Genomic DNA, 25,403 nt, shown 5'->3' with positions numbered 1-25,403 from the left:
ATCATCTAGATCACCACAATATCTGCATTAGTCATATTTAAACCAGTTCCCATCGTTGCAATCTGTGCCGCCGCACCAGCACCATTCCCGTCCGCATCGTACCACAACGCACCTGTCGCATCGTTATAGATGATGAAATCATTCGCATCCAACGCTTGAGTATTTACCCGAAATTGATCTGCCGCTAATTTACCAGTCGTTGTTAATGACGTAAATACGGCATTTTCAAGCTGAATCGTATCATCAATTACATTGAAATCGGTAATCATATCGGTGTGACCGGTGGTAGTAAATCGGAAGTTATCTTTCCCTGCTCCACCCGTTAGCGTATTGGTGCCAGCACCACCATTGAGAGTATCGTTGCCGACCCCTCCATTCAGTTGATTATCCGCTGCATTCCCGTTAATCCTGTTGGCCAGATCATTGCCCGTGCCGTTAATCGCCAGCGATCCTGTCAATGTCAGATTTTCCACATGCTCTGGCAAGGTGTAAGTTACATTGCTATTGATTTTATCTATCCCCTCATTGAGGAACTCTATGACGACATCACCCACACTGTTAACAGTAAAAACATCATTACCGGATCCGCCAGCCAGCGTATCTGCTCCAGCACCTCCAGCAAGCTTGTCATTACCAGCCCCCCCATCAAGCACATTATTCTGTGCGTTGCCTTTCAAATTATCGTTATGATTGCTACCTATCAGATTGTCGATATTGGTCAGCGTATCTAATCCAGCACCTCCCGTGTTTTGCTGATTGCTAGTAGCCAGGGAAACTGTAATTGGAGCAGTAGCATACGCATAGCTGGCTGTATCATTGGATTGTGTACCGGCTAACGTATCGTTGCCATCCGTACTGACCAACAGTTCGCCCGCGTTAAACACCGTCACAGCGATCGTTAAAGGTGCACTGACACTTAATCCGTGCGAATCAGTAGCAGTTATGTCTAAGGCATAAGTGCCACGATCAACAAAGCCAGGCGCACCACTCATCAAGCCAGTGATTTCGTCAATCTGTAGCCAGGCTGGCAAAGGATCGCCGTTAGCGAGCAAGGCACTAAAGCTCAGGGAATCGGAAAGATCAGTATCACTAAACGAGGTACTGATATCGTAATTCCAGCCAAGCGTATCATATTGTACCGCTTGATCAATCAAAGGAGCTATCAGAGCCGGAGCATGATTGACTCCACCAGATACTGATGTTAATTCAACAATCGTTTCAACGGCCACTCCATTTGCATCATAGCGTTGCGCAAAAATACCCCAGCCGCTGCCATCCTGGGTTAAAGATGACCATGTCACCATGAAACCGCCATTGGACAACGCGGTGATCGAGGGATCACTTTGGGCATTGGCCGTAAAGGTATTAACTCTGAATTCATTACCCTGGGCTACGCCATTCGCATCATAACGCTGCGCATAAATACCTTTGCCACTGCCATCCTGACCTGAAGATTCCCAACTCACCACGAAACCGCCATTAGTCAGTGCGGTAATTGAAGAATTAGCTTGATCATCCGCCGTATGCGTGTTGGTCTGGAATTCACTGCCCTGAGCTACGCCATTCGCATCATAACGCTGCGCATAAATACCTTTGCCACTGCCATCCTGACCTGAAGATTCCCAACTCACCACGAAACCGCCATTAGTCAGTGCGGTAATTGAAGAATTAGCTTGATCATCCGCCGTATGCGTGTTGATCTGGAATTCACTGCCTTGAGCTACTCCATTTGCATCATAACGCTGCGCATAAATACCTTTGCCACTGCCATCCTGACCCGAAGATTCCCAACTCACCACGAAACCGCCATTAGCTAGTGCAGTCATGGATGGATCACTTTGAGTGAGATCCGTAAAAGTGTTAACTCTGAATTCATTACCCTGCGCTACACCATTTTCATCATAGCGCTGCGCATAAATACCCCAGCCGCTACCATCCTGACCACTCGATGCCCAGCTCACCACAAAATCGCCATTGCTCAGAGCAGAAATTGAAGGATGAGTTTGATCGAAATCAGTATATGTATTGACCCGAAATTCATTGCCCTGGGCTACCCCATTGGCATCATAGCGCTGCGCATAAATACCTAAGCCTTCGCCATCCTGAAGAGAGGCCCAGCTCACCACGAAACTACCATTGTTCAGGGCAGTGATTGAAGAATTAATTTGATCAAAGGTTGTATGCGTATTGATCTGGAATTCACTGCCCTGGGCCACACCATTCGCACCATAGCGCTGCGCATAAATACCTTTGCCACTGCCATCTTGCCTCGAAGATTCCCAGGTCACCACGAAACCACCATTGCTCAGCGCAGTAATCGAAGAATTAACTTGGTCATTGGAAGTATAAGTATTGACCCTCAGTTCATTACCTCTGGACAAAATATTTGCTGTGAAATCGCCATCAGCAAAACGCAATATTATTGAATCAGAAAGTGTATCTATACCTTCATCTCCGTTAGATGGATTGGTATCATGCACTGTAATCTGACCGATTGAGTCGAGCGAGAGTATGTAATCAGATCGATTACCCTCATACACTGCGACATCATCACCGTCACCGCCTATTAACGTATCGTTGCCGGAACCTCCAGAAAGCAAGTCATCGTCAGCACCGCCATCCAGAATATCGTTGCCAGACCCACCTTGCAGGTAATCATTACCTGCCATCCCTAGCAGATTGGCTTGCTGAGTCATCGCTGCCGCTGCAATGTTCAAGTGATCGTCACCAGCACTTCCCGTTAGCACAAGATTTCCAGCCGTTCTTCCTTCGTCATCATAGTGCTGGGCATAAATACCCTTGCCACTACCATCCTGATTCAAAGACTCCCAGGTCACCACAAATCCACCATTAACCAGAGCAGTGACTGAAGAATTACCCTGGACATCGGTGGTCTGTGTATTGACCCGAAATTCATTACCTTGGGCTACCCCATTGGCATCATAGCGCTGCGCATAAATGCCATAACCACTGCCATCCTGACCATTCGATGCCCAACTCACCACGAAACCACCATTCATCAATGCAGCAATCGCAGGATCACTTTGCGTATTGGCTGTATGGGTATTGATCTGGAATTCACTGCCCTGGGCTACCCCATTTGCATCATAACGCTGCGCATAAATGCCCAGGCTGCTGCCATCCTGACCACTTGACTCCCAGCTCACCACAAAACCGCCATTCGCCAATGCAGCAATCGCAGGATCACCTTGCGTATTGGCTGTATGCGTATTGACCTGGAATTCACTGCCCTGGGCTACTCCATTCGTATCATAGCGCTGCGCATAAATGCCCAGGCTGCTGCCATCCTGACCACTTGACTCCCAGCTCACCACGAAACCGCCGTTGCTTAAGGCAGTGATCGTAGGGTTTTGTTGTGAGTTGGCTGTATGCGTATTGACTCTGAACTCACTGCCTTGGGTTATGCCATTGGCATCATAGCGCTGAGCATAAATACCCAGGCCACTGCCATCCTGACTATTAGAATGCCAGCTCACCACGAAACCGCCATTGTTTAAGGCGGTGATTGCAGGATTTTGTTGAGAATTGGTTGTATAGGTATTGACCTGGAATTCACTGCCCTGGGCTACGCCATTCGCATCATAGCGCTGCGCATAAATGCCATAGCCACTGCCATCCTGGCCATTCGACATCCAGCTCACCACAAAACCGCCATTGCTTAAGGCGGTGATTGCAGGATTTTGTTGAGAATTGGTTATATGCGTATTGACCTGGAATTCGCTACCCTGCGCCACGCCATTCGCATTATAACGCTGCGCATAAATACCATAGCTGCTGCCATCCTGAGCATAAGATGCCCAGCTCACCACGAAACCGCCATTGACCAGGGCAGTAATCGATGAATCAAATTGTTCACCAGTTATGAAAGTATTGACCCTGAATTCGTCGCTTTTCTGAGAAACGCCAATATCGCCATCCGCAAATCGGGCAATTTCAATACTGGTAAGAATATCTGTGCCTTCGTCGCCATTGGCGGCATTTTTGTCTCGCACAGTGACCTGACCCGCCGAATTGAGCGAAAACTCATAATCAGCCTGATTACCCGAGAAAATTGCAATATCATTGCCCGTGTTTCCTATCAGCGTGTCATCGCCTAAATCACCGGTGAATGTGTCACTACCCATGCTTCCAGTCAGCACATCATTACCTGTTGTGCCGGTAAAAATTGCGAGAATACCGTGATAGGATAGCTGCAATGCAGGTGACTTGACGAATCCTGCCTGTGCTGCCAATACCCAGTCCCCGCCCAGATGAGCCGCACCAGTCAGATTGATCGATGCTGCAACACTTGCTCCGGTAAGCTGCCCCAGTTGTTCGATAAATGCTTGCCCTGCTTTTCCTTGCGCCACTTCACAACCATACAGCAAAATATCACCATCGGGTTTCAGGTGCGTGCCGATCCGAGCTAATAGCTCAGCATAATCCGTCAGATTGGTGCTATTTAATTCACCCCGTCCCAGCATCAATACCCCTGGCGTACCATGCGAAATAATATCTATCGCATCCAGTTCCACCCTGCCCTGCAACACGGAAAGAATCTGCATGACGCCATCTTGATCTGCATTCAGCACAACAACCTCTGAGTCAGGCAGCTGTGGAATCAAATTTTGATAATCGGCTACGTTTGAATCAATAAATATGATGCGAGACAACATGAGTACCCCCTTTAAAAGAGAAATGCAGCTTTAATTGTTATTGTATTGATGCGATCAGACAAAGTCTTAGCCCCTTCGCATAAACTAAGCCAATCAGTAAAGTGCGGAACTTCAAAATACGCTCCATAAAACCATATGGGTTCAAGAACGAAGCGCAATTTTAAATTCCATTCTTTTATGTATTTTATACTTATGATTCCTCTAAAAAAACAGTATGTTTCTCCTTTTTTCTAGTACATGCATACTATTATTACTGGGCAAAATACAAGATATTTGTACTACGGAATTCGTAACTCATGAATTTTATTTATGAGGCTCAGGTAAAACCTGCAAGAGAAATGCAAAGACTTCATATCACTTTTCCACTCATTCTTGAAACCTTAATGGTACTGAAACAACACTGACATCAGCATGTCATCAGTGGCTGTCAGCATTTCAGCAGCATAAGCCGAACGTCATATCGATGCGATTTATGCTTACTGATACATTTGACCACTTAGCGTGGTTGGATGCGTTTCATAATACTCAATACTCAAAATAAACTGGAGACCACGTATGAAAATGAGAAAAATATCATTACTGCCCGTCCTTTTTGTATTATTTATTATTAGTTTCAATGCAATGGCAGCATGCGCACCACAAGTTCAAACTAAACTTACCGCACCACCTTATGATATGCTGAACGCTGTCCTTACTCCCGCTAAGGTAACCAGCTTCAAAAATAAACTTAGCGCAGTTAAGGATCAATCGACTTATCATGTATTGCTTAACGAAGCCAAAGCAACTGCTACTACCATTGCAAATGGTCGGATAGTCGTCACATTGCCCGATGGCACCGTAGTTGTGGATACTGCTAAGGGCACAGCTAATACCTACGATAAATTCGATGCTAAAATCATCAATGAAAATCACAACACGCGCGTCTCTATCTTGGCTGCTCAAATCTATGACTGTGGTATCGGCCTGGAAAGCAAAACCAGCTCGACAACAGGTGCTAAGGAAGTTTACTTGGCCAAACGCCTCGGTGCTTATCTCGATAGCGCTGGAACAGTCAGACTTTCACACAAATAGATGCTTACTATAATTACCTGATTATTTAGTTGTACATTCTTGGATTACTCCAGGCAAACCGGGGTAATCCATTTTATTTGCGCTAGCCATCCGCGTAACACAGCATTGTTCTAGTAAACACACCCTCAAATGTAACTCATCACTCTGGCGTGAAAAGCTTCCTAGAAGCCACTGCCGATTACCAATGAAGACGTCGCAATAAAGAGCTCTTTTTCTGCTGGTGAGATTGCATGCGCTGCAGAATATCATCCAATGATTGGATGGCTTTGATAATGTGGGGGCCCTTGTTTAGCATGACGCATTCAGCACGTACACCCATTGCCGCGTCGGATATTTCAGCGCGGCTGGGTTTACCGCTCTTGGATAGTCCTTCCAGCACTTGAGTTGCCCATATAACAGGTAGATGTGCTCCTTCGGCTAACCAGAGAATTTCTTCCTGCAGTTCCGCCAATCTTTCGTAACCACACTCCACTGCAAGATCACCGCGTGCAATCATGATGCCGCCATTGGCTGATCGCAGCAAGGTAAATAGCAGTTCCGGTAAATTCTCGAATGCAGCACGTGTTTCGATTTTCAGTATGATGCCAAGCTCTTCTGCTTTCAGCCGTTTCAAATGCTCTTGCAATAGCTTAATGTCCTCAGGATTTCTAACGAATGAGAGTCCAACCATATCGGCATGTTGCACGATAAATTCCAGATGTTCGATATCCAGTATCGTCAATCCGCTCAACTTAAGTCGACTGTCCGGCAGATTGATACCTTTATTCGCCAGCAGTTTTTCTCCACCTTCGCGAGCTTGTGTAATTTCGACCACCATTTTGTCATTGTCAACACTGCGGATTATTCCGCCGATTTTGCCATCATCGATCAGGATACGTTCACCTGGCCGGACAGTCTGAAATACTTCCGGCAGGGTACAGGCAATACTGGCTGGATGTAATAAATGCCCCGTGGCATCAAATTGCGCCGCCATACCTGGCAAGGGTTCGCGCGTGATAGTCAGATTGTCTCCAGTGTGAAGACGAATTAATTCAGGTAATAGTGATAACGTCCCTACCATACCCGTGTAAGCTGTTCGGCGCATATGCCCAGATGCCGATACGCGCGAAAGCTTGAGTTCCATGCCAGGCGTAAGATAAGTAGTTTGGTTTGATTCAGCCCAACAGCCTGTCCCGGCTCGGTCAATGATTAACAGGGTACGGATAGATCCTCTCGCATCGATTAATTCTATAACATCGCGCGGTTTCACTTTTGCAAGCCAATCTCCCTGTACAGGTAAACTGGCATCTGCGGCAACCGGAATGGAAGAAACATCAGCCTCGGGATATAACCATATCCGTGCTGGAGCCATTACTTTGCCGTATATATTCCGCCGTGGTTTCCATTTGAGTACAGCAGGCCCTTGAGCTATTTTTCCAGTGCGTAACTTGGGACCACCTAAATCCATCAGAATACGGCAATGCCTCCCTGTTTCACGGCGTGCACGATTAATTTGCTTAATCATGCGCAGCCATATTTCAGGCGTGTCATATGCACAATTGATACGAGCACAATCCATACCATGGATGAGCATATCCTTGACCAATGAATAATCATCTGCCGCTTGGCTGGGTAGCGTCACCATGATGCGGACTCGGCGATGAGAAGGAGGCTTGCCAAACAAATTATCGGTATTACATTCTAGCTGTGTTACACCCGTTGTCTCTGGGGTTGGCAGAATGATTTGGTTGATTGCACTCTCGCCTAGCACGCAGCGCAAAAGATCAGTGATTGCATTAAGGTGAGCGAAGACATGCGATTCCATGCGACCTAGCGATGAGAGCCCTATCACCGCTAATCTTTTTTGTAACGATCGCATATCTCGGCGCCTTAAACCAAGATAATGAACCAGGTTAATAGCATCAGCCAGGTGGAGTGGATTGACCTGTTGCAGCGTTGGTGCAAACAACTGCTCAAGTTCTTTTAATTCATTCTTCAACTCCTCCAACTCATACAACAAACGGGCATACGGATGCGACTCCTTGGAATTGCGTGAATCTGATGGCTGTTTGATCATGGATCTAATGACTCTCAGCTACTTGGAATAGTTTTATCTTAATGGTAAACATTCAGATTGCATAACTGATAACTAGCCTTACATAATTAGCTGAATGGCAGGTATAACACTCATGTGTTTAATATTTCATTATATTTGTTCAGTTCTTCTCCTGAAAAAAGCTTATGAATGCATTGAAATCAGCCGTCTCGGCTGTTTACTGAATACTACTTCCTGAGCCAATGGATTGTTCAAACAGACACCCACTGCTTTTATACGTATCAATCCATTGCTTTTATACGTATCAATCCATTGGGTACGAATCCGCAAGGAAAGATTGCACCAGTGCTTGTGATATTGGCGGCAAAAAATACAGAGTTAAAAACAATGCGTAGCAGTTGCAAACAATGCAGAACGGTTATGCAGCTTCATCTAAAATTCATCTGTTGACAGATGAAACTTGATCAGGCAAATCTTAATTTGATGATATGACAAGATGATGACAAGTAATCACCTTAAAAGAGAAAGAACCCTCCCAGTAATTGCAGTCATTAGCAAGCTGGGAGGTACAGTTAGGAGATATAAAAAATAAAAACCCAATTCAACACGCCCCCGACCTCTTGGATCGTTGTGACATTTCTTATCGCAGAAATGCTTGGGTTAAGCGGTTAATCTACATAAACAAAGGGAAAGTAGATAATTATGCAGACAACTGGAATCTCGAAAAATTCCATGAATATTAAGTATGGTTTTAATTAATATACCAATATTGCGTTACAACAATGGCTTGCTGATTAATATTCGTAAGCATCACGGGTATATATTCTTTGTTTTCTCTGCTGTGATTTTCTCTCTTGAAAATATCGCATTCGATTTGTTGGCCTACCGTAGAAGATACCGATAATGAGATAGACAAAATAAAAATAAGCTCCGAGAATAATGCCTGAAATACTGTCCCAATCGATGATGACTTCATAAAATGCAACACCATAGTAGATTGCGCTTAATAAAACCAGACAAAAACATACTGATGCAATGATAAAGATATGATCGTTTTTCATAACTTTCCTCCTTCGAATGTAAACTTTATAGGTTGAAATTATTATTTAGGCTTAATGACTCTGGTAATCGCCATGGTTTTGTCATTACCCGTTCCAGAATGCTGAATATTTACGAACAAAGTGGATGGATCCTTGCCGAAATAAATACCTGTGCCTTCCGCTGACTTGTCTTTCAGCGAAGCAAACAGATACACGCCATCACTGTAGCCATCGCCATCTTCGTCAGGCAGTGCAACCCAGATATCGCTGTTATCGTTGTCCTCAACAATCCACAATTTGCCATCATGCCCTTTTGCCAGATTATCTGGATTCCTGAAGCCGGTCACTCCAGCGGTGGTGTCAGTAGGTTTAACTTCAAAAGGTACATTCATCCCAGGTTGTACAAAATAATTTACTTTAGGCACTGACTTCAGGCTGACTGCCAATATTGCCCCAGGACCGTTAGTATTGGTTGGATCGGTAGCATCTTCGCAGGTTAGGGCTGCGTACAGCGTATCCCCAATACGCTCCAAATCCTCTGGACGACAGAAAGGTGTCGCATTGACCGTCTGAGCAGCAATTCTGGCACTAATCTGAACCTGATTCATATCCAGCGCCACCCATTCGGCTTCACCTGTCTTTTTGCCATTTTTCACCCGCAAAGCATGTAGCTGACCACTGCTCAAATCACCGTACGCATTGGGAACAAATTTATAAATAGAACCTTTTCTGTCTTCATCGATGACATACACATTGCCTTCTTCATCAGTCTCAATACCTTCATGAGACAAAGATCCAAGCATCGGTCGCACCTTAATTTCCTCTACAGCCGTTGGATTATCTTTTTCAAATTTCAATTCGTACACCATGCCACTCTGCGCATTCGGTGCATCAGGATCAGGCAATTGAGCGGTAATTGTTTCCTCAGCAAAAAGAAGAGTCTGCCAAGGTGTCCACACCAGACCGTCCAAAGCTTCCCAATCGGCACGTTGCACCAGAATTTCTGCCTTGCCAGTTTGTAGATCTACTACCGAAACTGCACCGCCTAAATAAGAACCTGTACCTGGACGTACTTCGTGCGTGCGGTAGAGATATCTTCCTGCATGCTTTCCGGTTTCATTGACCGTATTCATGTCATTCAAGTCGTTCGCATCAGGATAAATATCCAAGTTATTCTCATCAGAGATAAGGTACTGCGTAAAACCTTTTGGAATCACCCAGGGCTCGCTATTCAGGATGAGCGGATCTGTCGTGGTTTGCTCATAAGCCGAAGCGGCAATTGGCTTAAACTTCATGGGGCCACTAACAACTATCGCATCAGCGTAAACAATTGTCGTTAAGGCAGCGCAAATGGGTACTGCCAGAATCGATTTTTTCATGAATTCTCTCCATTAAAATTAGAAAATACACTCAATAACTTAAAGACGATACGACGATACACACGATGTGGTATTCGTCGCTGCAACTCTATAGTCCAAGCGTTAAAGGCTGATGTCGATAGAATGAATTTTTTATGAAAGCTTTATGGCACTGCCAGATTCATCTCGAGAATCGAGATTGCAAACCAAAAGCTCTGTCTCACCAATAAAATAGAAACAATACTCAAAAATTAAGCTTTTCCTTATGAAAAATTAAGGTTTGTCCTACAGATTTTTGTAGCAATTAAATTGTATTTTCTCTACTTATTCTTCACTTACTGTTGCTCGATAAGAAATCAACTTTCACTGCTTTCGGATGAAAAAATGATGTTTCCTATTCCCCATCAGGAGCATGTATCATGTTCAAGCTTTCTCTTTTCGCACCAAGAACTTGGTGTTTGAAATATCTCATACCCGTTTTAGTTTTATTTTTATCTAACGGGCTTATCACTCCCGCCCTGGCAGTATCAGAGGCACATTTGAAAGGAAAATTCGGTCCTCTGCACGATTGGCCAATCATACCGCTCGCCATGATGCTTATGCCCGACGGACGGGTATTTGCTTATGGAACGGACACAGATGGCGACCAGGGCGCTAAATTGCATTATGTCATTTGGAATCCTCCAGCAGGTACCGGTGCCGATGCATTTAAAGTGCTTCCCAATACCACCAACACAGACATCTTCTGCGCAGGCCAGGCACTGATTCCCGAAACAGGTCACGCGCTTATTGTGGGCGGAGATGCGGTGGTGAATACGGAGCGCAATTATGCCAATAAAAACGTCAACATTTTTGATCCAACAACAGATACGCTCATACGCCAGACGCCAAGCATGGCTTTCAAACGCTGGTATGCCACTGCGGTAACACTGCCAAATGGCGAACATGCCGTGCTGGGAGGTCGTGACAACAAATTTCTTGATGGGGTTACTGATGATACCTATTCGCCTACACCGGAGGTACGGTCAATCAATGGTAGCTGGCGTACATTGACGTCGGCAATCAGTGGTATTGCCTATGGAGAGCTTGGATACTCATGGTTGTATCCCCGTGCCTGGGTGAATCGGCAGGGTAAGCTATTTATTCTTGGCCATAATGGTTCAATGTACAAGCTCGATACCACAGGTACCGGCACGCTCACCAGGTATACGACCAGGGCTGCGAAAGGTCGTTATACTATGCCGAGTATCATGTTTGCTCCCGGCCGCATTCTCTCCATCCGCAGGGATCGTGTAGCAGTCGTCGTTAATATTAACGGTACCGGTGAACCCGTTGTATCCTCGGCTGGTCTTCTGGCAAAGGATCGCCAGCACGGTAATGCGACATTACTTGCCGATGGCCGGGTCTGGGTCAATGGCGGCTCATCAACTGGCAATAATTTGACAGGTGCAGTGCTGGAATCCGAGCTTTGGGACTCCAATACGGGCAAATGGACAACAACAGCCAGTGCAACTACGGCGCGACTGTATCATTCGTCTGCCATTCTGCTTCCAGATGGAACCGTACTCACAGGAGGAGGAGGTTCGCCAGGCCGAAAACAGCTGAATGGTGAAATCTACTATCCACCTTACTTGTTTAAAAAAGATGGAAGCGGCCAATTTGCATTTCGTCCAGAAATTGTTGATGCCCCAGCAGTGATCGGGTGGAACCAAAACCTTGCAATCGAATCAGACGAAAATATTGTCAGAGTCACGCTGGTGCGTGTCGGTGCAGCTACACATTCTTTTAACAATGAGACACGTTTTTTTAATCTGCCTATTCCGCAAACGGGTAAGATTGTAACTGTGAAATCTCCCGCAACAGCCAATATTGCTCCTCCAGGCTTTTATCTGCTCTTTGTTTGGAATGCGGAGGGAGTACCTTCTGTAGCTAAGACCATACAAATCGGCTAAAATGGGCGCATTACTTAGAAAGTAATTCTTTGGAAATCAATTTTTTACTCAGATTTTATGCCAACCAAGCTGTAAAGAGTATTTTTTAGACGAGTTCTTCACGATGCTTGATAAAAACGACTTTTTGCTGACTTTCAGACAATAAAGAAGCGATGTTTTCTCTTCAATATAGGAGCATATATCATGTTCAAGCTTTTTCTTTCCGCACCAAGAACTTGGTGCTTGAAATATTTCATATCCGTTTTAGTTTTATTTTTATCTATTCATGCGGTTAGTAACCTTGCATTGGCCGCCGCATCAGAAGCACATTTGAAAGGGAAATTCGGTCCTTTGCACGATTGGCCAATCATACCGCTCTCCATGATGCTTATGCCCGACGGACGAGTTTTTGCTTATGGAACGGACACAGATGGCAATCAGGGCGCCAAATTGCATTATGTCATTTGGAATCCCCCGGCAGGTACCGGTGCCGAGGCATTTAAAGTACTTCCCAATACCACCAACACAGACACTTTCTGTGCAGGTCAGGCGTTAATTCCAAACACAGGCCATGCGCTTATCGTGGGTGGGGATGCTGTGGTAAATAACAAACGCAATTATGCAAACAATGATGTCAATATCTTTGATCCGACGACAGACACGCTCATACGCCAGACAAAAAGCATGGCTTTCAAGCGCTGGTATGCCACTGCAGTAACACTGCCAAATGGCGAACATGCCGTGCTGGGAGGTCGTGACGACAAATTTCTTGAAGGGGTTACCGAGGATACCTACTCCTCTACACCGGAGGTACGGTCAATCAATGGCAGCTGGCGTGTGCTAAGTTCAGCAACCAGCAGTATCGCTTACGGAGAGCTTGGTGGAGCTTCATGGTACTATCCAAGAGCCTGGGTGAATCCACAAGGTAATCTATTTATTCTTGCCCATAATGGCGCAATGTTCAAGCTTGATACAAGAGGTACTGGCACGCTCACCAAGTACGCGACAAAAACTTCGAGTAGCCGGACTATTCTACCAAGTGTAATGTATGCCCCTGGCCGCATTCTCTCTATTCGCAGGGATCGGTCGGCAGTTATCGTCAATATTAATGGAACCGGTGAGCCAGTCTTATCCTCGGCCGGTCTTCTGGCAAAGGATCATCAACACGGAAGTGCCACAGTACTTGCTGATGGCCAGGTCTGGGTCAACGGTGGTTCATCGACGGGTAACACACTTGATGGCAGGGTATTAGAATCCGAGCTTTGGAATCCTAAAACTAATCGTTGGACAGTAGCAGCCAGTGCAACTACAGCACGACTATATCACTCAACCTCACTCTTGCTTCCAGATGGAACGGTGTTTACTGGCGGGGGAGGTGCACCAGGGCCATTGAAGCAATTGAATGGTGAAATTTACTATCCACCTTATTTATTCAAAACTGATGAAAGCGGCCAACTTGCATTTCGTCCAGAAATCATTGATGCCCCAACAACAGTGATCGGCTGGAATCAGAGCTTTTCAATCGAATCAGACGAAAGCATTACCAGAGTCACGCTGGTGCGTGTCGGTGCAGCTACACATACATTTGATCACGAAACACGTTTCTTCAATCTACCTATTTCGCAAACAGGCAAGATTGTAACCGTGAAATCTCCAAGAACAGCCAAAGTAGCTCCTCCAGGCTTCTATCTGCTCTTTGTTTGGAATGCGGAGGGAGTACCTTCCGTAGCTAAGATCATACAAATCGGCTAAGAAGCTGTTCGTTATTGTGAAAAACAGTTGTAGCCAAGTAGAAGTGCACAAACGACTTATATATGTATGCTCGGCATCGGGTCATACAGGTAGCTTCAAAAGAAAATCGCTGGATCCGATAAAGGCAATCCAGCGATTGTTTTGATTTAATGAATAATCGAATCCATTAAGCCAATCAGAGCTTCTTTACAGCAAATTGCAAAGAAGCTCTAACAGTTTAATTGAAGTTATAAGTCCATTCCTGTGTCCAGTCATCATTCGCATCTTTGAATGCCCCAGCATAATCCACGGGATCAAAGAAGGAATCGTTGACAGCGCCACCACCTAGGGTCAAGGGTGATCCGGTTACAGGCAAATATCCACTTAGCAAAGGATCTTCAGCTCTGTTGCCGGACTGAGATAAGAACCAGTCGGATGTCGTAAAGGTAGCACCCTCACCATCAGCGAAGTTGCTGGCGCAATGAACAAAAGAATTTTCTATCGTCAAGCCGCCGGTTAAACTTCCTGGGAAACCGGCATTTGCGAAAGTTGATGGGCCATCGATCATCAAACAGACAGGAAACCCTGTGACCACTGAATTCCAGATGTTCGCACCGGTTCCACGACGCAACAACACACCTTGTGTCGTGTCGCCACGGCCTATTAAAGTCATATTGGATAAAATGGGTTGAGCGCGCGGAAGGACATCATTATTTTTTTCATTATTGTCCGCTTCAATACCCCGATCACCAAAATCAGCAGGTTGTTTAACCAAAACAAACTGTGCACGTCCTTTCCAACCGTTTGCCCAGTCCAGACTATCGTCACCATTGTTAGTCAGTACCAGGTGTTTCATTTGCGCGGTACCGCCAAACATTTCAACGCCATCATCCAGTCCTGCGTGAACTTGCACAAAATCGATGATCGTTCCCGAACCAACGCCATTTAGCGTTAATCCATTCAACTCCTCATCCGGGCGCACAGCAAAACCGGCAAAAAGTATTTGCACATATTTGAGCAACCCGCTGTTGTCCGTCGGGTTATCACCGCCAAAAAATTCAGAAGTAATGGCTTCATTCGGAATTTCACAAACAGGTACATCGACATTACATCCATTCACAGGGGCACTGCCGGAAATCACCAAGCCACCCCATTCACCAGGGCCTTGTTGCAGCGAACCGGACATAACGATCGGATTATCCGGCGTTCCTTCCGCCATGATTTTTGAACCGCGTCTTATCCACAGAAAATCTGGCCCTTGTTGACCAAAAATTTTGGTGCCAGGATTAATCGTGATGGTAGCGTTGTCGACCTTGTCGCCACCGATAAAGACACCACCGGATAAAATCCAGTTGATATTTTTTGTCAGCGTAATATCGGTTTTAATTTCACCGCTCAAAACGCAAGAACCTGGAGCAGCGCCTGGTGTTGCAAAGTTAGGACAACCTTGAAACGCATTATTGGCAAGCTGCTCCACTGTAAAACGCAAAGGATCAGATCCGGGCACTAGCTTAAGTTTTACGTAAAAATCATCGCCCCCCACCACGATCGATGGCACATGCACCGCACTAGTAGCAGAATCATAGACATTCCGTTGCCCGCTGACTGCCGAAACAGGATCGGCAGCGATCAGTTGCAATTCATTTCCTGTGAGTTGCAATCTGGCGCTATAAAATGCAGATGATCCACCGTTCAAAACTTCAACGACAGGAAGATCTGCAATGCCTGTCGCCGGATCGAAGGTTGCAGTTGCTGCATACCCATTCACTGCGACGCTGCTCAATAGCACTGCTGATGCAGTTATCAATTTCTCTTTTATAGTTCTTACCTTAAACATGATTCACCCACCTCCAAGTATTTATTTTAGGGTAAGCAAATCTAACAGGTCAGCATGACAGGAATATTACACTCACATGTAAATACATAATGAGATGAAATCTGCAGCAATTGGGTATATTTCCCCGGGAGAAATGTTTAGATCGATCGGCTAATGGTTGTTTATCAGCTAAAGCCGTATTTGTTAGCAATAAAGCCAGCAGGTGCATTTACTTAAACAAGTTTCACTCTAATGACCTGATGGCTGAACTTAATTAAGAAAATGCTATTCAATACAATATAATGTAATAATATCTTGGGGCTAATCCTGACAAAGCAGCATTACACTGAATGGGATTAAATTTTACAGCACGCACATCAATTATTGCAGTATTGCTCTTTAGCTTAAGCTGTATCATCTCTTCTGCTGTCCATGCAGATGAGCGAAGGATGGCTGCCTGGCTGCATGAGGTCAAGTTCGGCGTACTTCATCATGATACCGGTGGCTTGTGGAGTGGTTTCCGCCGCGAGAACGGTGTCGATTTCAATCTGGAAGCCATCTTCTCACCCCATATGCAATTTCTTGGTGGAATCATTCGCCCCGCTTTCGGCGGATCGGTAAATACCGTCGGTGACACCTCCAAGCTCTACACCGGTATTCGCTGGCAGTACGAGCACATAAGTGGCTTGTTCATGGGTATCGGCTTGGGCGGGACCATTCACGATGGCAGGCTGCATCTTCATCAGCATGACCGCAAAGCACTTGGATCACGGGTTCTGTTTCATATTCCTATTGAAATCGGATACCGCCTGAACGCCAAAAGCTCATTATCGGCATACTTTGATCACGTCTCCAACGCTTACTTCGCCGATGCGAATGAGGGGATGGATACATTGGGTGGACGTTTTGGTTACCGGTTTTAGTTCGAAAATTTATCGCTTATCAAAATAATACCACCGCGATAATGTGCAATTACTTTGCGAGTATTCTCTATCAATACGCCAAACGCACACTCAGATTAAAAGCGCGACCGCGCCGGAATTGGCGAGCGATTTCATCACCTTGCGTAATCAACAGATCATCATCCAGCAGATTTTGCGCAGAGGCCTGCATCGATAGTCCCTTATATAAATTCTGGTTCAGGACAAAATCCAATTGATGCAAAGGCTGCTCATATTTATCCGGTGCTCCCAGCACCCCCGCCGCCATAATACGTTTGCTGGCAATGTTATACAGCAAGGTAGCTTGTGTTTTCCAGGCTGGATTGTCATAACCTAGCTGGAAATTGACAATATGCTCGGAATGCCCTTGCAATGGCCTGTTATTGGTGGTCTGCGCGGTAAGATTCTGGGGAGTTAACTGCACATTGGATGTCGACCAGGTGTAATTACCCCCCACATAAAAATTTTGCAACAGCGGATTGATAAAATCCAGCCGCTTCAATACTTCAAATTCAAAGCCGTAAATGTTGGCTTTATCGGTATTCTGATAAGTATTCACAGTGGCATTGGGCGTAGCCACCAGTTCGATCGGTTTGGTAAGATCTTTCCAAAAGAAGCCAGCGAAAATATTTTCGCTGGGAGACAAATAATATTCCCATCGCGCATCCCAGTTGGTGATGCTGGTTTGTTTCAGGTCAGGATTACCGATGGTTTCCTGATTGGTATTGATATCGGTGAAGGGCGCTGCTGACAGTTCCCTGAAATCGGGTCGGGAAAGTGTTTGACTAAAGCTTGCGCGCAATTGCTGCTTATCGGTTAGAAATAAGGTCGCTGTCGCAGATGGCAGCATATCTACCTTGTTAAGTCTGGCTGTAAACGGAGTAGCCACATTACCGACATTTCTGAAAGTTTCAACCCGTTGATCATTATCTTCCCAGCGTAATCCCCCGGTTAGATTAATCCTGTCATAGGATAGCAAATCGACTTTCCCATAATAGGAAAGAAGATTCTGTGAGGCGTTATATCGATCAGTAGGACGAGTGACATCGCGCAGTTGGAACCCATTCGGACCAATATAAACAGGAGACAGAATGCTCTCCAGGGATGATTGCTGTAAAACCGCCTGATTCTTCGCATCACTACCAAGCGGAAAATAACTGAAGCGCTGGATAGCGGAATCCCTGGTTTTGTCTTGGGTGATAAAACCGCTGCTGAGTGTCAGTTTGTGAGCAGGGGTTAATTGTAACGGTAGTCTTCCATCTACACGCCAGCTTTGGTCTTTATCAACCAGATCCGAGAACATCAATTGATTGCTGTCCGCTCTGCGAGAAAAAGTAAAAGCGTTTACTCCCGGCGCTGCAATAAAATCATAACGGTAATCCCGTGTATTCGGTTCGTCCCGGTTGGCCGTGGCATTGGTAAACAACCAATTAATCGAAAGATCTTTCAGCCAGTCAAAACGGTGTTCACCGCTCACTTGTTGCATGAGCAGCTGATTGGAGAAAAACTTGAGTTTTGACCTGCGGATGGGTGCTGTTTCAGCATCGGTAAAACCTTCGTCAAACCGGGCTTCATCAAATGCCTGGCGCAGGAATGTGTTCTTGACAGACAGCTTGTGAGTATCCTTATAGTGAACTTCCGCTCCCACATAGCCGGTCAACTGTATTTCCCGCAGCGATCGCTGCACGTCAAAATCCCGAATCGCCCTTAAGCTATCATCTCCCGTATTTCTGGGAATAAATTCTCGATTAATTTCATTCAGTTGCCGAAATTCCTGCTTCCAGCCAACCGCTCCAATATAACCTACCCTGAAATCACCGAATGTAAAGCTATCTCCCATCGAAGCCTGGATTCCAGTATCCGGTCCCTTTTTTTGCCTTGTCAAATCCCATACCTTCGATAAATCTTCGCCAAACTTCTCAATCTGGGCGAGAGAGAATCCATTCGGATTAAAAACAGATGACGGCTGTATGGGTCTGCCATCTCGGGTGGCATCCGCGAGCGAATCAGGCAGCGCACGCGAACCATCGTCATAACTCGTAAAATCAATGCCACCGCCCTTATAATTCAATCCATCCTGAAAAGTCGTTCTGTCATTGATGCCGGCTTGCAAATTCAGGTTAAAGAAAAAGTCATCCGGAATCCCGCGCGTGCGCATTTCTATCGTACCACCCGCAAATTCAGCGGGACGATCGGGTGAATAACTTTTTTGCACCATCACGCTCTCAAGAATAGTGGTCGGAAAAAGATCCAGTGGCACAACACGGCGTGTCGCATCCGGACTGGGCACTGCAGCGCCGTTAACTAACGTTGAAGAAAACCGTTCGCCCAAGCCACGAATAAAAACGAATTGACCGCCCACCAATGTTAACCCGGAAGCCCTTCGCAGTGCGCTGGCCGCGTCACCATCCCCTGCCCGGCTGAATTGTTCAGCACCTAAAACAGTCGCCACGGCTGTTGAGGTTCTCTGTTCTTCCATGACCGATGCAAGCGTACCCGCCAGATGAGGTTCCAGAACCACATACTCTGCCAATTCAACACCTGCAGGTGTTAATTTGAAACTTAAGTCAGTATTTTTTTCGTTTTCAATTTTCACTTCATCTTGCGTTTGACTGCTATAGGCGCTGTGCAACAGTGAAACACTGTAACTGCCTGCTGGCACAGTCGTCATTACCCGCCCCTGCTCGTCTGTTCGCAATTTTTGTTTTGTGCCACTGAGAAAAACCTGCACATCCTTGATCGGTTTGCCGGTTTCTCTGGATACTACTTGTACAGTGACAGTTCCTTCTCCCTGATCACGCATTACTTCAGTAGCGACATCAGATCCCGCCACCGTACCAGTCACCGAGCTTTCAATATTCAACAGGGGCTTCTTTTTACTTGAATAAAAAGTTACCAGAATCTGTGCATTTTCTGCCGGACGTAACGGTAAATCAAACTCAAAAGTTTGATCTCTGGTTTTAATCGTCATGTGATAAAACCCGGGGGGTAATTTTCCGGCCACAGCACCGTTCGCATTCGTCTTCAGTGGAGAATCCTCGTCAGGTTGCCAGCTATACGTCGATGGCGTCGCTTCAAAAATCAATTTTGCAGTGGACTTGTCATAGGTTTCACTACTGATCAGCAGTTCAGCATCCGCAATGGGCAATCCATTCTGAAACAGATGAACGGAAAACTCGGCTTTTTCAGTCTCTCCCCGGGCAGCAGGACTTACTGCAATGGCAACCACAAGAACCAGTGCAGCAATGACATATGACCAGAAAAATTGGTGAGATTCAGTGTTCATTCGGCGTATCAGTACCTCTCCACGTACAATCCGATTGGTTGGTGAAGATAAGTTTCAGTTGTTAAATTAAGGAAATATCTTGAGTAGGCGTTAAGGCGGCATCAACAACAATGCAGACAAAAATACAACGGGTACTGTTTTCCGCTCAGAATTCATCATCGACCGTAATGATCGCGTCAGGTACATTGCCATGGCTCGGCTTTACAAACTTCCATCAGGCGGCGAAGCTCGGTGCCTTTTCTAAAAAGCTCGGCATTCTTTAAATGATCCAGATGCTTATTCGCTTCGGCAAAGCGACGGTTTGAGAATAAGGCATAGGCCAACGCATAGCGCACGTCCTGATCTTCCAGCAACCCGTTACGGTACAAACCGGATTCCATATTGGCGGCGCGTTCAAACTGCTTTAACGCCAGCAAGATGGATAAGCGTTGCTTAAGTTTTATTTTTTGATCACTGATGCTCTCGTTCAGCGTCAATGCCTTATGCAGCCGCCCCGCGCGCCGGTAGATTTCCGCGGCTTCGGCTTGCAAGCTTGGATTCAGCAACGCCGCCTGCTCCAGAATAAACGCCGCCGAATTGAGTTTTCCCTGATCCAGATAGGTATGCGCGAGCAGCTTCGCAACCATTTCATCCTGCGGAAATTGCAGACGCGCGATTTCCAGAATATTTAATGCTTCCTGATATTCCTTGCTGAGCCGCAGCGCATTGCCAAATGCCACATAATCGGCGGCGCTGGCTTTTGATCGCTGCAGATATTCCCTGCCCAGCCTGACGGCTTCCTGATAGAGCCCCAATTCGACGAAATAAAAAACTTTTCTCTTCAGAAAACGAAGATCCGCCGGAAAAGCTCTCTGTCCATCATTCAAAGCATTAATCGCTGCTTCGGTTTGTTTCAGATGCCAATAAGATTCGGCTTTTAAACTGATCAATGCCGCATCTTTATTGACCAGGCTGCCTGCCTTGCCAATCGCATCAATTGTCTGCTTGTAATCTTTAAGCCCGAAATAGGTTTGTGCCAGATAGATAAAAATCGCCGGATCTTTCTGTCCATTTTTGACCGCTTGCTGCAGACTGCCTTTGGCCGCTTCCAGGTCGTTCAGGCCCATGTAAGCCAAGCCCTGCAGGGTATAAAATCTGGCCAGGTCGGTTTTCTTGTTTTCCAGATCAACACTCTGCAATGCCAATAACGCGCGGTCGTGGTGACCATCTTTGAGCATCACCGCCGCCAGTTCGATAAAGTCTGTTGGCTGTGCTTTGTTCTCGGCTGCCGGCAAATGATGGCTGTAAAAGCCAAGCACGATCGCAGCAATGCTGCACTGAATCAGCCTATCAATCGGGTTTGTCATTTTTTGCATTCCAGCGTCAGCATGGAAAATCAGGACAGGTCAAAGCGGATCTTTTGTTTAGCCCATACCCGGACCGTATCACCCTTATATTTGGCCGGCTCGAAATGCCATGCGCGGATCCCTTGCAAGGCAGCCGAATCAAACATTCCTGAGGGACTCGATTCCAGCACTTGCACTTGATTGACAGAGCCATCCTTTTCTACCAGCACGGACAAGACGACATACCCCTTTATGCCATTCTTTTTGGCTGTAGGCGGATATTTAAAGGTTCCTCTGGTAACCGGTTTTGGCGGTACATCGACCAGATCGGCTGTCATGACAGCGTTACCCGTTTTACCCAGCAAGCTGTCATCCAAATCCCTTCCCTGACCATCATCCAGTCCCAGCAACCCCAGATCGATACCGGACAGCGCAGTATCCAGCCCTTTGAAAGGTGCTGGTGCTTGCGGCCGGGCCACTTGCTTTTTGGGTTCTACTTTCTTGATTTCTTTCTTGGGCTCCTGCTTGATCTCTTTGGTCATGCTGATTTCTGTCACTTCCTGGGGAGGTGTCCGCTCGATCTTGCCCATATAGTGATTCATCAATACGATCAGACCAAAAACCAGTATCAATCCGAACAGCATCGACACCACCCCTGCCATGTGTTGTTTCCATTTCATCGTTTCCATTTTGTTTTACCCCGCTTCTTTTTTAGTTGCTACACCCACACTCTCGGCGCCTGCCAAACGCGCCTGATCAACTACCTCAACCAGTCTTCCCGCCGGAACACCTTCATCGGTCACCACCAGCACCACCTTGCTGGAGGAAGTACTTAACAAATCACGTAACTTGCTTTGTATCAGCCACAAACGCACCGGCTCACCGTCCATGTAGGTATCGCCGTTGCGGTCAATGAACAACCGGATCGCCTTACTCGACGCTGCGATTGAGCTGCTGGCCTTCGGTCGCTCCAGTTCCAGTTTCATGTCTTTCACGAAGGTCGTCGTTACCATGAAGAAAATCAGCAAGATGAAAACGATATCGATCAATGGCGCCATATCGATGGTAGCTTCAGCTTCAGCAGGCTCGTTATTTCTCATCATGAATTACTTTTCGTTAAATAATGGGAATCGGTTTGATGACACAGCAGGTCTTTAACCTGAGCAAGATCTTGCACAATCTGATTCTGTTTCCGGTTCAGGATGCTATGCGCCAATAAACCTGGAATCGCAACAGTCAGGCCCATCTGAGTGGTAAACAAGGCTTGCGAGATACCGCCGGCAATGCCGCCGGATTGCGAAAACAATGTCATGGTTGCCAAAGAATCGAATGTTTCAATCATGCCCATCACGGTACCCAATAATCCCAGCAAAGGAGAAATCAGAATCACCACGCGCACCAGAACAGAGAATTTTCCGATCTCCCTTTCATAATCATAAAAAGCCGCATCCAGATGGCGCCGCAAGTTTTTGACACCTCTTCTTTTTAGCTCCAGCCCTTGCTTGACCGCCCGTGCCACGATATTTCTGGCTGGTTTGTCACCATGCGCCTGATAATATTTCAGCATGTCGCGCACGCCCATCAATTTGGGCTCTTTCATGACCCAGAATCGATAGCCCAGCCCATACCACAGCAACAAGATGCACAGCACCAGCGGCGGCATGACAATCCCACCGGCAGCAAACAATTCCTTGATTAACAGAATCTGCTCGGAAAGATTCATATCACGCGTTACTCAACGCCAAATTGTTTGCGTCGACAGCAGGCACATTCACTTCCTCCAGATCAAGCCCGCCACCTAAAAAAACATTAATGATTCTGAGTGCTGAATGCTCCATATCGCGCTTAATGTTCCTTGCCCAGGAAGATAATAAAGAACCCAGCAATAACGCCGGAATGGCTACAATCAAGCCTAACTCTGTGGTCACCAGTGCGATGGCAATGCCTTCAGAAAGCAATTTCGGATCGCCGGTGCCAAACTCGGTAATCATGTCGAAAGTTTCGATCATCCCGGTTACCGTTCCCAGCAAACCCAGTAATGGCGCTATCGAGGCAATTACCAGAATAGCTGGCCCAAACCGGTCCAGTGGGCCGGATTCTTGGAGGATTGCCTCGTACACAATGCCTTCCATGTGATCCCGGTCATCTTTCAAATGCCGCAAGGTATAGTGCAAAACCCGTCCAATGGCGGATGAATTATCTTCACAGCTTTTTTTAGCCACTTCCAGATCACCGGAGGCCAATTGCTGGATAATCTGATCGGTCAGCTGTTGCGTGTCAGCGCTGTTTGAGCGCAGCAAATAAGCCCGGATCAGGATAAGAAACGCTGCAACACCACCCAATATCACGATGACCCAACCAATCGGGCCGCCCGAGTCGATAATGCCGGTAATGGTCTTTTCCGGTGTTTCTTCAATAGCGCTGGTCCGTGATTCAAATAAATACAACTGCAACAAGTCAGGCTGCTGGCTTTTGCTCAAAGCTGCAGCGGTATCGAAACCGACCCCTTTCCATACCTTGAAATCACCGCCCCCCGCGGGTACCAGGCTGCCACCGCCTTCAGTGCTCGCGCCAAAAGCCGCGATATTGCCTAAATGAATGATATTTCCTTGTGTTTGTTTACCATCTTCCAGGAAAAAATTGCCCGGTTTTGTCTGGATTGCCCCAAGGTTCTGAAGTAACGACAAGGCTTGCTTAAACAAAAAGTCAACTTTAACCGGATCGTTGCCTTTTTCCTCTTTCATGGCAGAAGGCATTTCAATGCCATGATTCTTCAAGGTTGCATCCGCTTGCAGATAAGTGGTTTCCAAAGCATCACTGCGCTCGGTGACAGCAGCCTCTTTGCGCTCAGATTCTGTCAACTGCGCAGTCAACTGATCAATTTTGGCTGAGCGTTCCACAGAACTGCGCTCAAGCGCGTTGATCTTGCTGTTAAGTGCCTGCTCCTCGCGATTTGCAGTGGCTTGATAATTTTTCAACCGTTCGGTCAATTCCCGCTTCTGTGCTTCCAGGAAGGCAAATTCACGTTTGTAGGCAGTTTCCAGATTAACCGCTTCCTGTTTGGCTGAGTTCTGCTTTTTAGGGGCAGCAGCTTCGGGCTTTGCTTCCGACGCTAAGGCTGGCACATCCTCTGGTGTAGCAGTAGTTTTATTTTCTTTGGCGTAGGCTGAACCGGTTATCGCCAGTAGAACGATGATCAATAAAATTTTCTTCATTTTCTCAACGGATTCGGTAATTCAAAATAACCCTGACGGATCTGTTTCTTCAATGAATCAAATAAGTTCCTGATTCGCTCCATGTCAGCCGTGTTATCGATGGTCTCGTATCTCCAGCCGCCGTCCGCTGTTCGCTTAGCCATTCCGCTTTGATTGTCCCGAGTTTGGAAAAACAGGAATACCGTACCCAACTTGGCGATATCCACCAGCACCTTTTCGCCATTCAGCGGAATTGTTTGCTGGTAAACCCCATTTTCCTTGCTCAAGCGAATCTCATCCTCGATCAATGACCAGGCTTGATTAACCGCTTTATTGGGATCAATCTGTTGATTGGAAATATTATTCTCCAGGTCATTGATTGCTTTGATGCGGTCCTCCATTTTGAATGGAAATCCGTTTTGAATATGGCGCTTATACTCACCCAAGGCTGTTAACAAAACAGGTTTCAAGCTTTCGCCGGATTGCTCCGCCTGCTTTGCAGCCACTCCCAGTTTCTCTATGGAATGCTGCAGCTTCTCGATACTCAGCTTCTGCCTTCTTTCTTCGACACTCAAATCCGCCAATTGCGAAGTAAGCGCAGACATTCGGCTCCCGTGCTTTTCTTTTTCAGTATCCAGTTGGGTCTGTAACGTCTCGACTTCACCCCGGATCCTGGCCAGCGATTTCGCCAGATTCTCTATGCTGCTTCCCATCGCCATAGAAGCAGAAAGCAGCCACACCGACCCAATTAATGAAATTATTTTTTTAAACACTTGTTGCATAAATCCCTCATCAGCAATGCGTGCATACTACAAGCTGAATATTTCACTTTCATGACAGTTCGATGTCATTTAATAAAGGATTGCTGATTGATCAGAACCGTCATGTGACGCGCTAACCTAGCCTGGATATTGCACGAGCATCAAAAATAAGAGCGAATTTGCCAGAGATTCATTTTTCAAGGGGGATAAATCGAGTTTCTATTCAGAATTTATTGTT

At 46.3% G+C, this 25,403-nt stretch carries 16 protein-coding genes; 4 read left to right on the top strand and 12 right to left on the bottom strand.

The features are described 5' to 3' along the window. Window positions 1-5 precede the first annotated feature (5 nt). Entirely contained in the window at window positions 6-4,676 is a 4,671-nt protein-coding gene (locus BM021_RS04140) for a DUF4347 domain-containing protein (protein ID WP_090719175.1), read from the bottom strand. A gap of 555 nt (window positions 4,677-5,231) precedes the next feature. On the opposite strand from BM021_RS04140, the gene BM021_RS04135 reads away from it, so the two are divergent. Beyond that, a complete protein-coding gene (locus tag BM021_RS04135; RefSeq protein ID WP_090719173.1) occupies window positions 5,232-5,747 on the top strand; it encodes a hypothetical protein in 516 nt (171 codons plus the stop codon). 178 nt (window positions 5,748-5,925) lie between these two features. Here the strand turns inward: BM021_RS04135 and BM021_RS04130 are convergent, their stop codons facing one another. The 3 genes from BM021_RS04130 to BM021_RS04120 form a co-directional block, all read right to left on the bottom strand. Beyond that, complete coding sequence (locus BM021_RS04130; RefSeq protein ID WP_090719170.1) at window positions 5,926-7,803, bottom strand: pyruvate kinase; 1,878 nt, start codon at window positions 7,801-7,803, stop codon at window positions 5,926-5,928. A 773-nt stretch (window positions 7,804-8,576) separates the two neighbouring features. Beyond that, window positions 8,577-8,843, bottom strand: a complete 267-nt coding sequence (locus tag BM021_RS04125) for a hypothetical protein (RefSeq protein ID WP_090719168.1) — start codon at window positions 8,841-8,843, stop codon at window positions 8,577-8,579. Window positions 8,844-8,884: 41 nt separating this feature from the next. Further along, on the bottom strand, window positions 8,885-10,201 hold the full coding sequence (locus BM021_RS04120; RefSeq protein ID WP_090719166.1) for an alkaline phosphatase PhoX: 1,317 nt from the start codon (window positions 10,199-10,201) through the stop codon (window positions 8,885-8,887). 398 nt (window positions 10,202-10,599) lie between these two features. Between BM021_RS04120 and BM021_RS04115 the strand changes: the two genes are divergently transcribed. Together BM021_RS04115 and BM021_RS04110 are read left to right on the top strand one after the other, a co-directional pair. Next, window positions 10,600-12,132 (top strand): galactose oxidase early set domain-containing protein, encoded by a 1,533-nt coding sequence (locus BM021_RS04115; protein WP_090719164.1) that lies wholly within the window; start codon window positions 10,600-10,602, stop codon window positions 12,130-12,132. Window positions 12,133-12,315: 183 nt separating this feature from the next. Beyond that, entirely contained in the window at window positions 12,316-13,863 is a 1,548-nt protein-coding gene (locus BM021_RS04110) for a galactose oxidase early set domain-containing protein (protein ID WP_090719163.1), read from the top strand. 217 nt (window positions 13,864-14,080) lie between these two features. Here the strand turns inward: BM021_RS04110 and BM021_RS04105 are convergent, their stop codons facing one another. Next, on the bottom strand, window positions 14,081-15,679 hold the full coding sequence (locus BM021_RS04105) for a hypothetical protein (protein WP_090719162.1): 1,599 nt from the start codon (window positions 15,677-15,679) through the stop codon (window positions 14,081-14,083). Between the two features lie 329 nt (window positions 15,680-16,008). Between BM021_RS04105 and BM021_RS04100 the strand changes: the two genes are divergently transcribed. After that, window positions 16,009-16,581, top strand: a complete 573-nt coding sequence (locus BM021_RS04100) for an acyloxyacyl hydrolase (protein WP_090719160.1) — start codon at window positions 16,009-16,011, stop codon at window positions 16,579-16,581. Window positions 16,582-16,651: 70 nt separating this feature from the next. On the opposite strand, the gene BM021_RS04095 is transcribed toward BM021_RS04100, so the two are convergent. The 7 genes from BM021_RS04095 to BM021_RS04065 all read right to left on the bottom strand — a co-directional run bounded on the left by BM021_RS04095 (window position 16,652) and on the right by BM021_RS04065 (window position 25,186). Then, window positions 16,652-19,885, bottom strand: coding sequence for a TonB-dependent receptor (locus BM021_RS04095; protein ID WP_090719159.1), 3,234 nt, complete (start codon window positions 19,883-19,885; stop codon window positions 16,652-16,654). A gap of 176 nt (window positions 19,886-20,061) precedes the next feature. Beyond that, window positions 20,062-21,231, bottom strand: coding sequence for a tetratricopeptide repeat protein (locus BM021_RS04090; RefSeq protein ID WP_090719157.1), 1,170 nt, complete (start codon window positions 21,229-21,231; stop codon window positions 20,062-20,064). Between the two features lie 29 nt (window positions 21,232-21,260). Then, entirely contained in the window at window positions 21,261-21,890 is a 630-nt protein-coding gene (locus BM021_RS04085; RefSeq protein WP_256207762.1) for an energy transducer TonB, read from the bottom strand. Window positions 21,891-21,905: 15 nt separating this feature from the next. Further along, window positions 21,906-22,313, bottom strand: coding sequence for an ExbD/TolR family protein (locus BM021_RS04080; protein WP_256207761.1), 408 nt, complete (start codon window positions 22,311-22,313; stop codon window positions 21,906-21,908). Continuing rightward, window positions 22,310-22,933 carry a MotA/TolQ/ExbB proton channel family protein gene (locus BM021_RS04075; RefSeq protein ID WP_090719154.1) on the bottom strand — a complete coding sequence of 208 codons (624 nt, stop codon included), beginning with the start codon at window positions 22,931-22,933 and terminating at the stop codon, window positions 22,310-22,312. The genes BM021_RS04080 and BM021_RS04075 overlap by 4 nt, the downstream gene beginning before the upstream one ends. Before the next feature lies 1 nt (window position 22,934). Further along, window positions 22,935-24,425, bottom strand: coding sequence for a MotA/TolQ/ExbB proton channel family protein (locus tag BM021_RS04070; RefSeq protein WP_090719152.1), 1,491 nt, complete (start codon window positions 24,423-24,425; stop codon window positions 22,935-22,937). Beyond that, the gene (locus tag BM021_RS04065) at window positions 24,422-25,186 is read right to left on the bottom strand and encodes a DUF3450 domain-containing protein (protein ID WP_090719150.1); all 765 of its coding nucleotides are present in this window, start codon (window positions 25,184-25,186) and stop codon (window positions 24,422-24,424) included. Before BM021_RS04065 ends, BM021_RS04070 begins: the two co-directional genes overlap by 4 nt. Between the last annotated feature and the right edge of the window lie 217 nt (window positions 25,187-25,403).

It is taken from the genome of Nitrosomonas sp. Nm166 (assembly GCF_900112825.1).
In the GTDB taxonomy this organism is placed as follows: domain Bacteria; phylum Pseudomonadota; class Gammaproteobacteria; order Burkholderiales; family Nitrosomonadaceae; genus Nitrosomonas.
Note: the sequence above shows the minus strand (reverse complement) of the source record. Positions and strands in the feature narration are given on the sequence as shown.

Excerpts from the sequence above, each read along its gene's own strand:
- BM021_RS04140 (WP_090719175.1), bottom strand. The coding sequence starts at position 4,676 with ATGTTGTCTCGCATCATATTTATTGATTCAAACGTAGCCGATTATCAA.
- BM021_RS04100 (WP_090719160.1), top strand. The coding sequence starts at position 16,009 with ATGGGATTAAATTTTACAGCACGCACATCAATTATTGCAGTATTGCTC.
- BM021_RS04075 (WP_090719154.1), bottom strand. The coding sequence starts at position 22,933 with ATGAATCTTTCCGAGCAGATTCTGTTAATCAAGGAATTGTTTGCTGCC.
- BM021_RS04110 (WP_090719163.1), top strand. The coding sequence starts at position 12,316 with ATGTTCAAGCTTTTTCTTTCCGCACCAAGAACTTGGTGCTTGAAATAT.
- BM021_RS04095 (WP_090719159.1), bottom strand. The coding sequence starts at position 19,885 with ATGAACACTGAATCTCACCAATTTTTCTGGTCATATGTCATTGCTGCA.
- BM021_RS04130 (WP_090719170.1), bottom strand. The coding sequence starts at position 7,803 with ATGATCAAACAGCCATCAGATTCACGCAATTCCAAGGAGTCGCATCCG.
- BM021_RS04090 (WP_090719157.1), bottom strand. The coding sequence starts at position 21,231 with ATGACAAACCCGATTGATAGGCTGATTCAGTGCAGCATTGCTGCGATC.
- BM021_RS04080 (WP_256207761.1), bottom strand. The coding sequence starts at position 22,313 with ATGATGAGAAATAACGAGCCTGCTGAAGCTGAAGCTACCATCGATATG.
- BM021_RS04085 (WP_256207762.1), bottom strand. The coding sequence starts at position 21,890 with ATGAAATGGAAACAACACATGGCAGGGGTGGTGTCGATGCTGTTCGGA.
- BM021_RS04115 (WP_090719164.1), top strand. The coding sequence starts at position 10,600 with ATGTTCAAGCTTTCTCTTTTCGCACCAAGAACTTGGTGTTTGAAATAT.
- BM021_RS04065 (WP_090719150.1), bottom strand. The coding sequence starts at position 25,186 with ATGCAACAAGTGTTTAAAAAAATAATTTCATTAATTGGGTCGGTGTGG.
- BM021_RS04135 (WP_090719173.1), top strand. The coding sequence starts at position 5,232 with ATGAAAATGAGAAAAATATCATTACTGCCCGTCCTTTTTGTATTATTT.
- BM021_RS04105 (WP_090719162.1), bottom strand. The coding sequence starts at position 15,679 with ATGTTTAAGGTAAGAACTATAAAAGAGAAATTGATAACTGCATCAGCA.
- BM021_RS04120 (WP_090719166.1), bottom strand. The coding sequence starts at position 10,201 with ATGAAAAAATCGATTCTGGCAGTACCCATTTGCGCTGCCTTAACGACA.
- BM021_RS04070 (WP_090719152.1), bottom strand. The coding sequence starts at position 24,425 with ATGAAGAAAATTTTATTGATCATCGTTCTACTGGCGATAACCGGTTCA.
- BM021_RS04125 (WP_090719168.1), bottom strand. The coding sequence starts at position 8,843 with ATGAAAAACGATCATATCTTTATCATTGCATCAGTATGTTTTTGTCTG.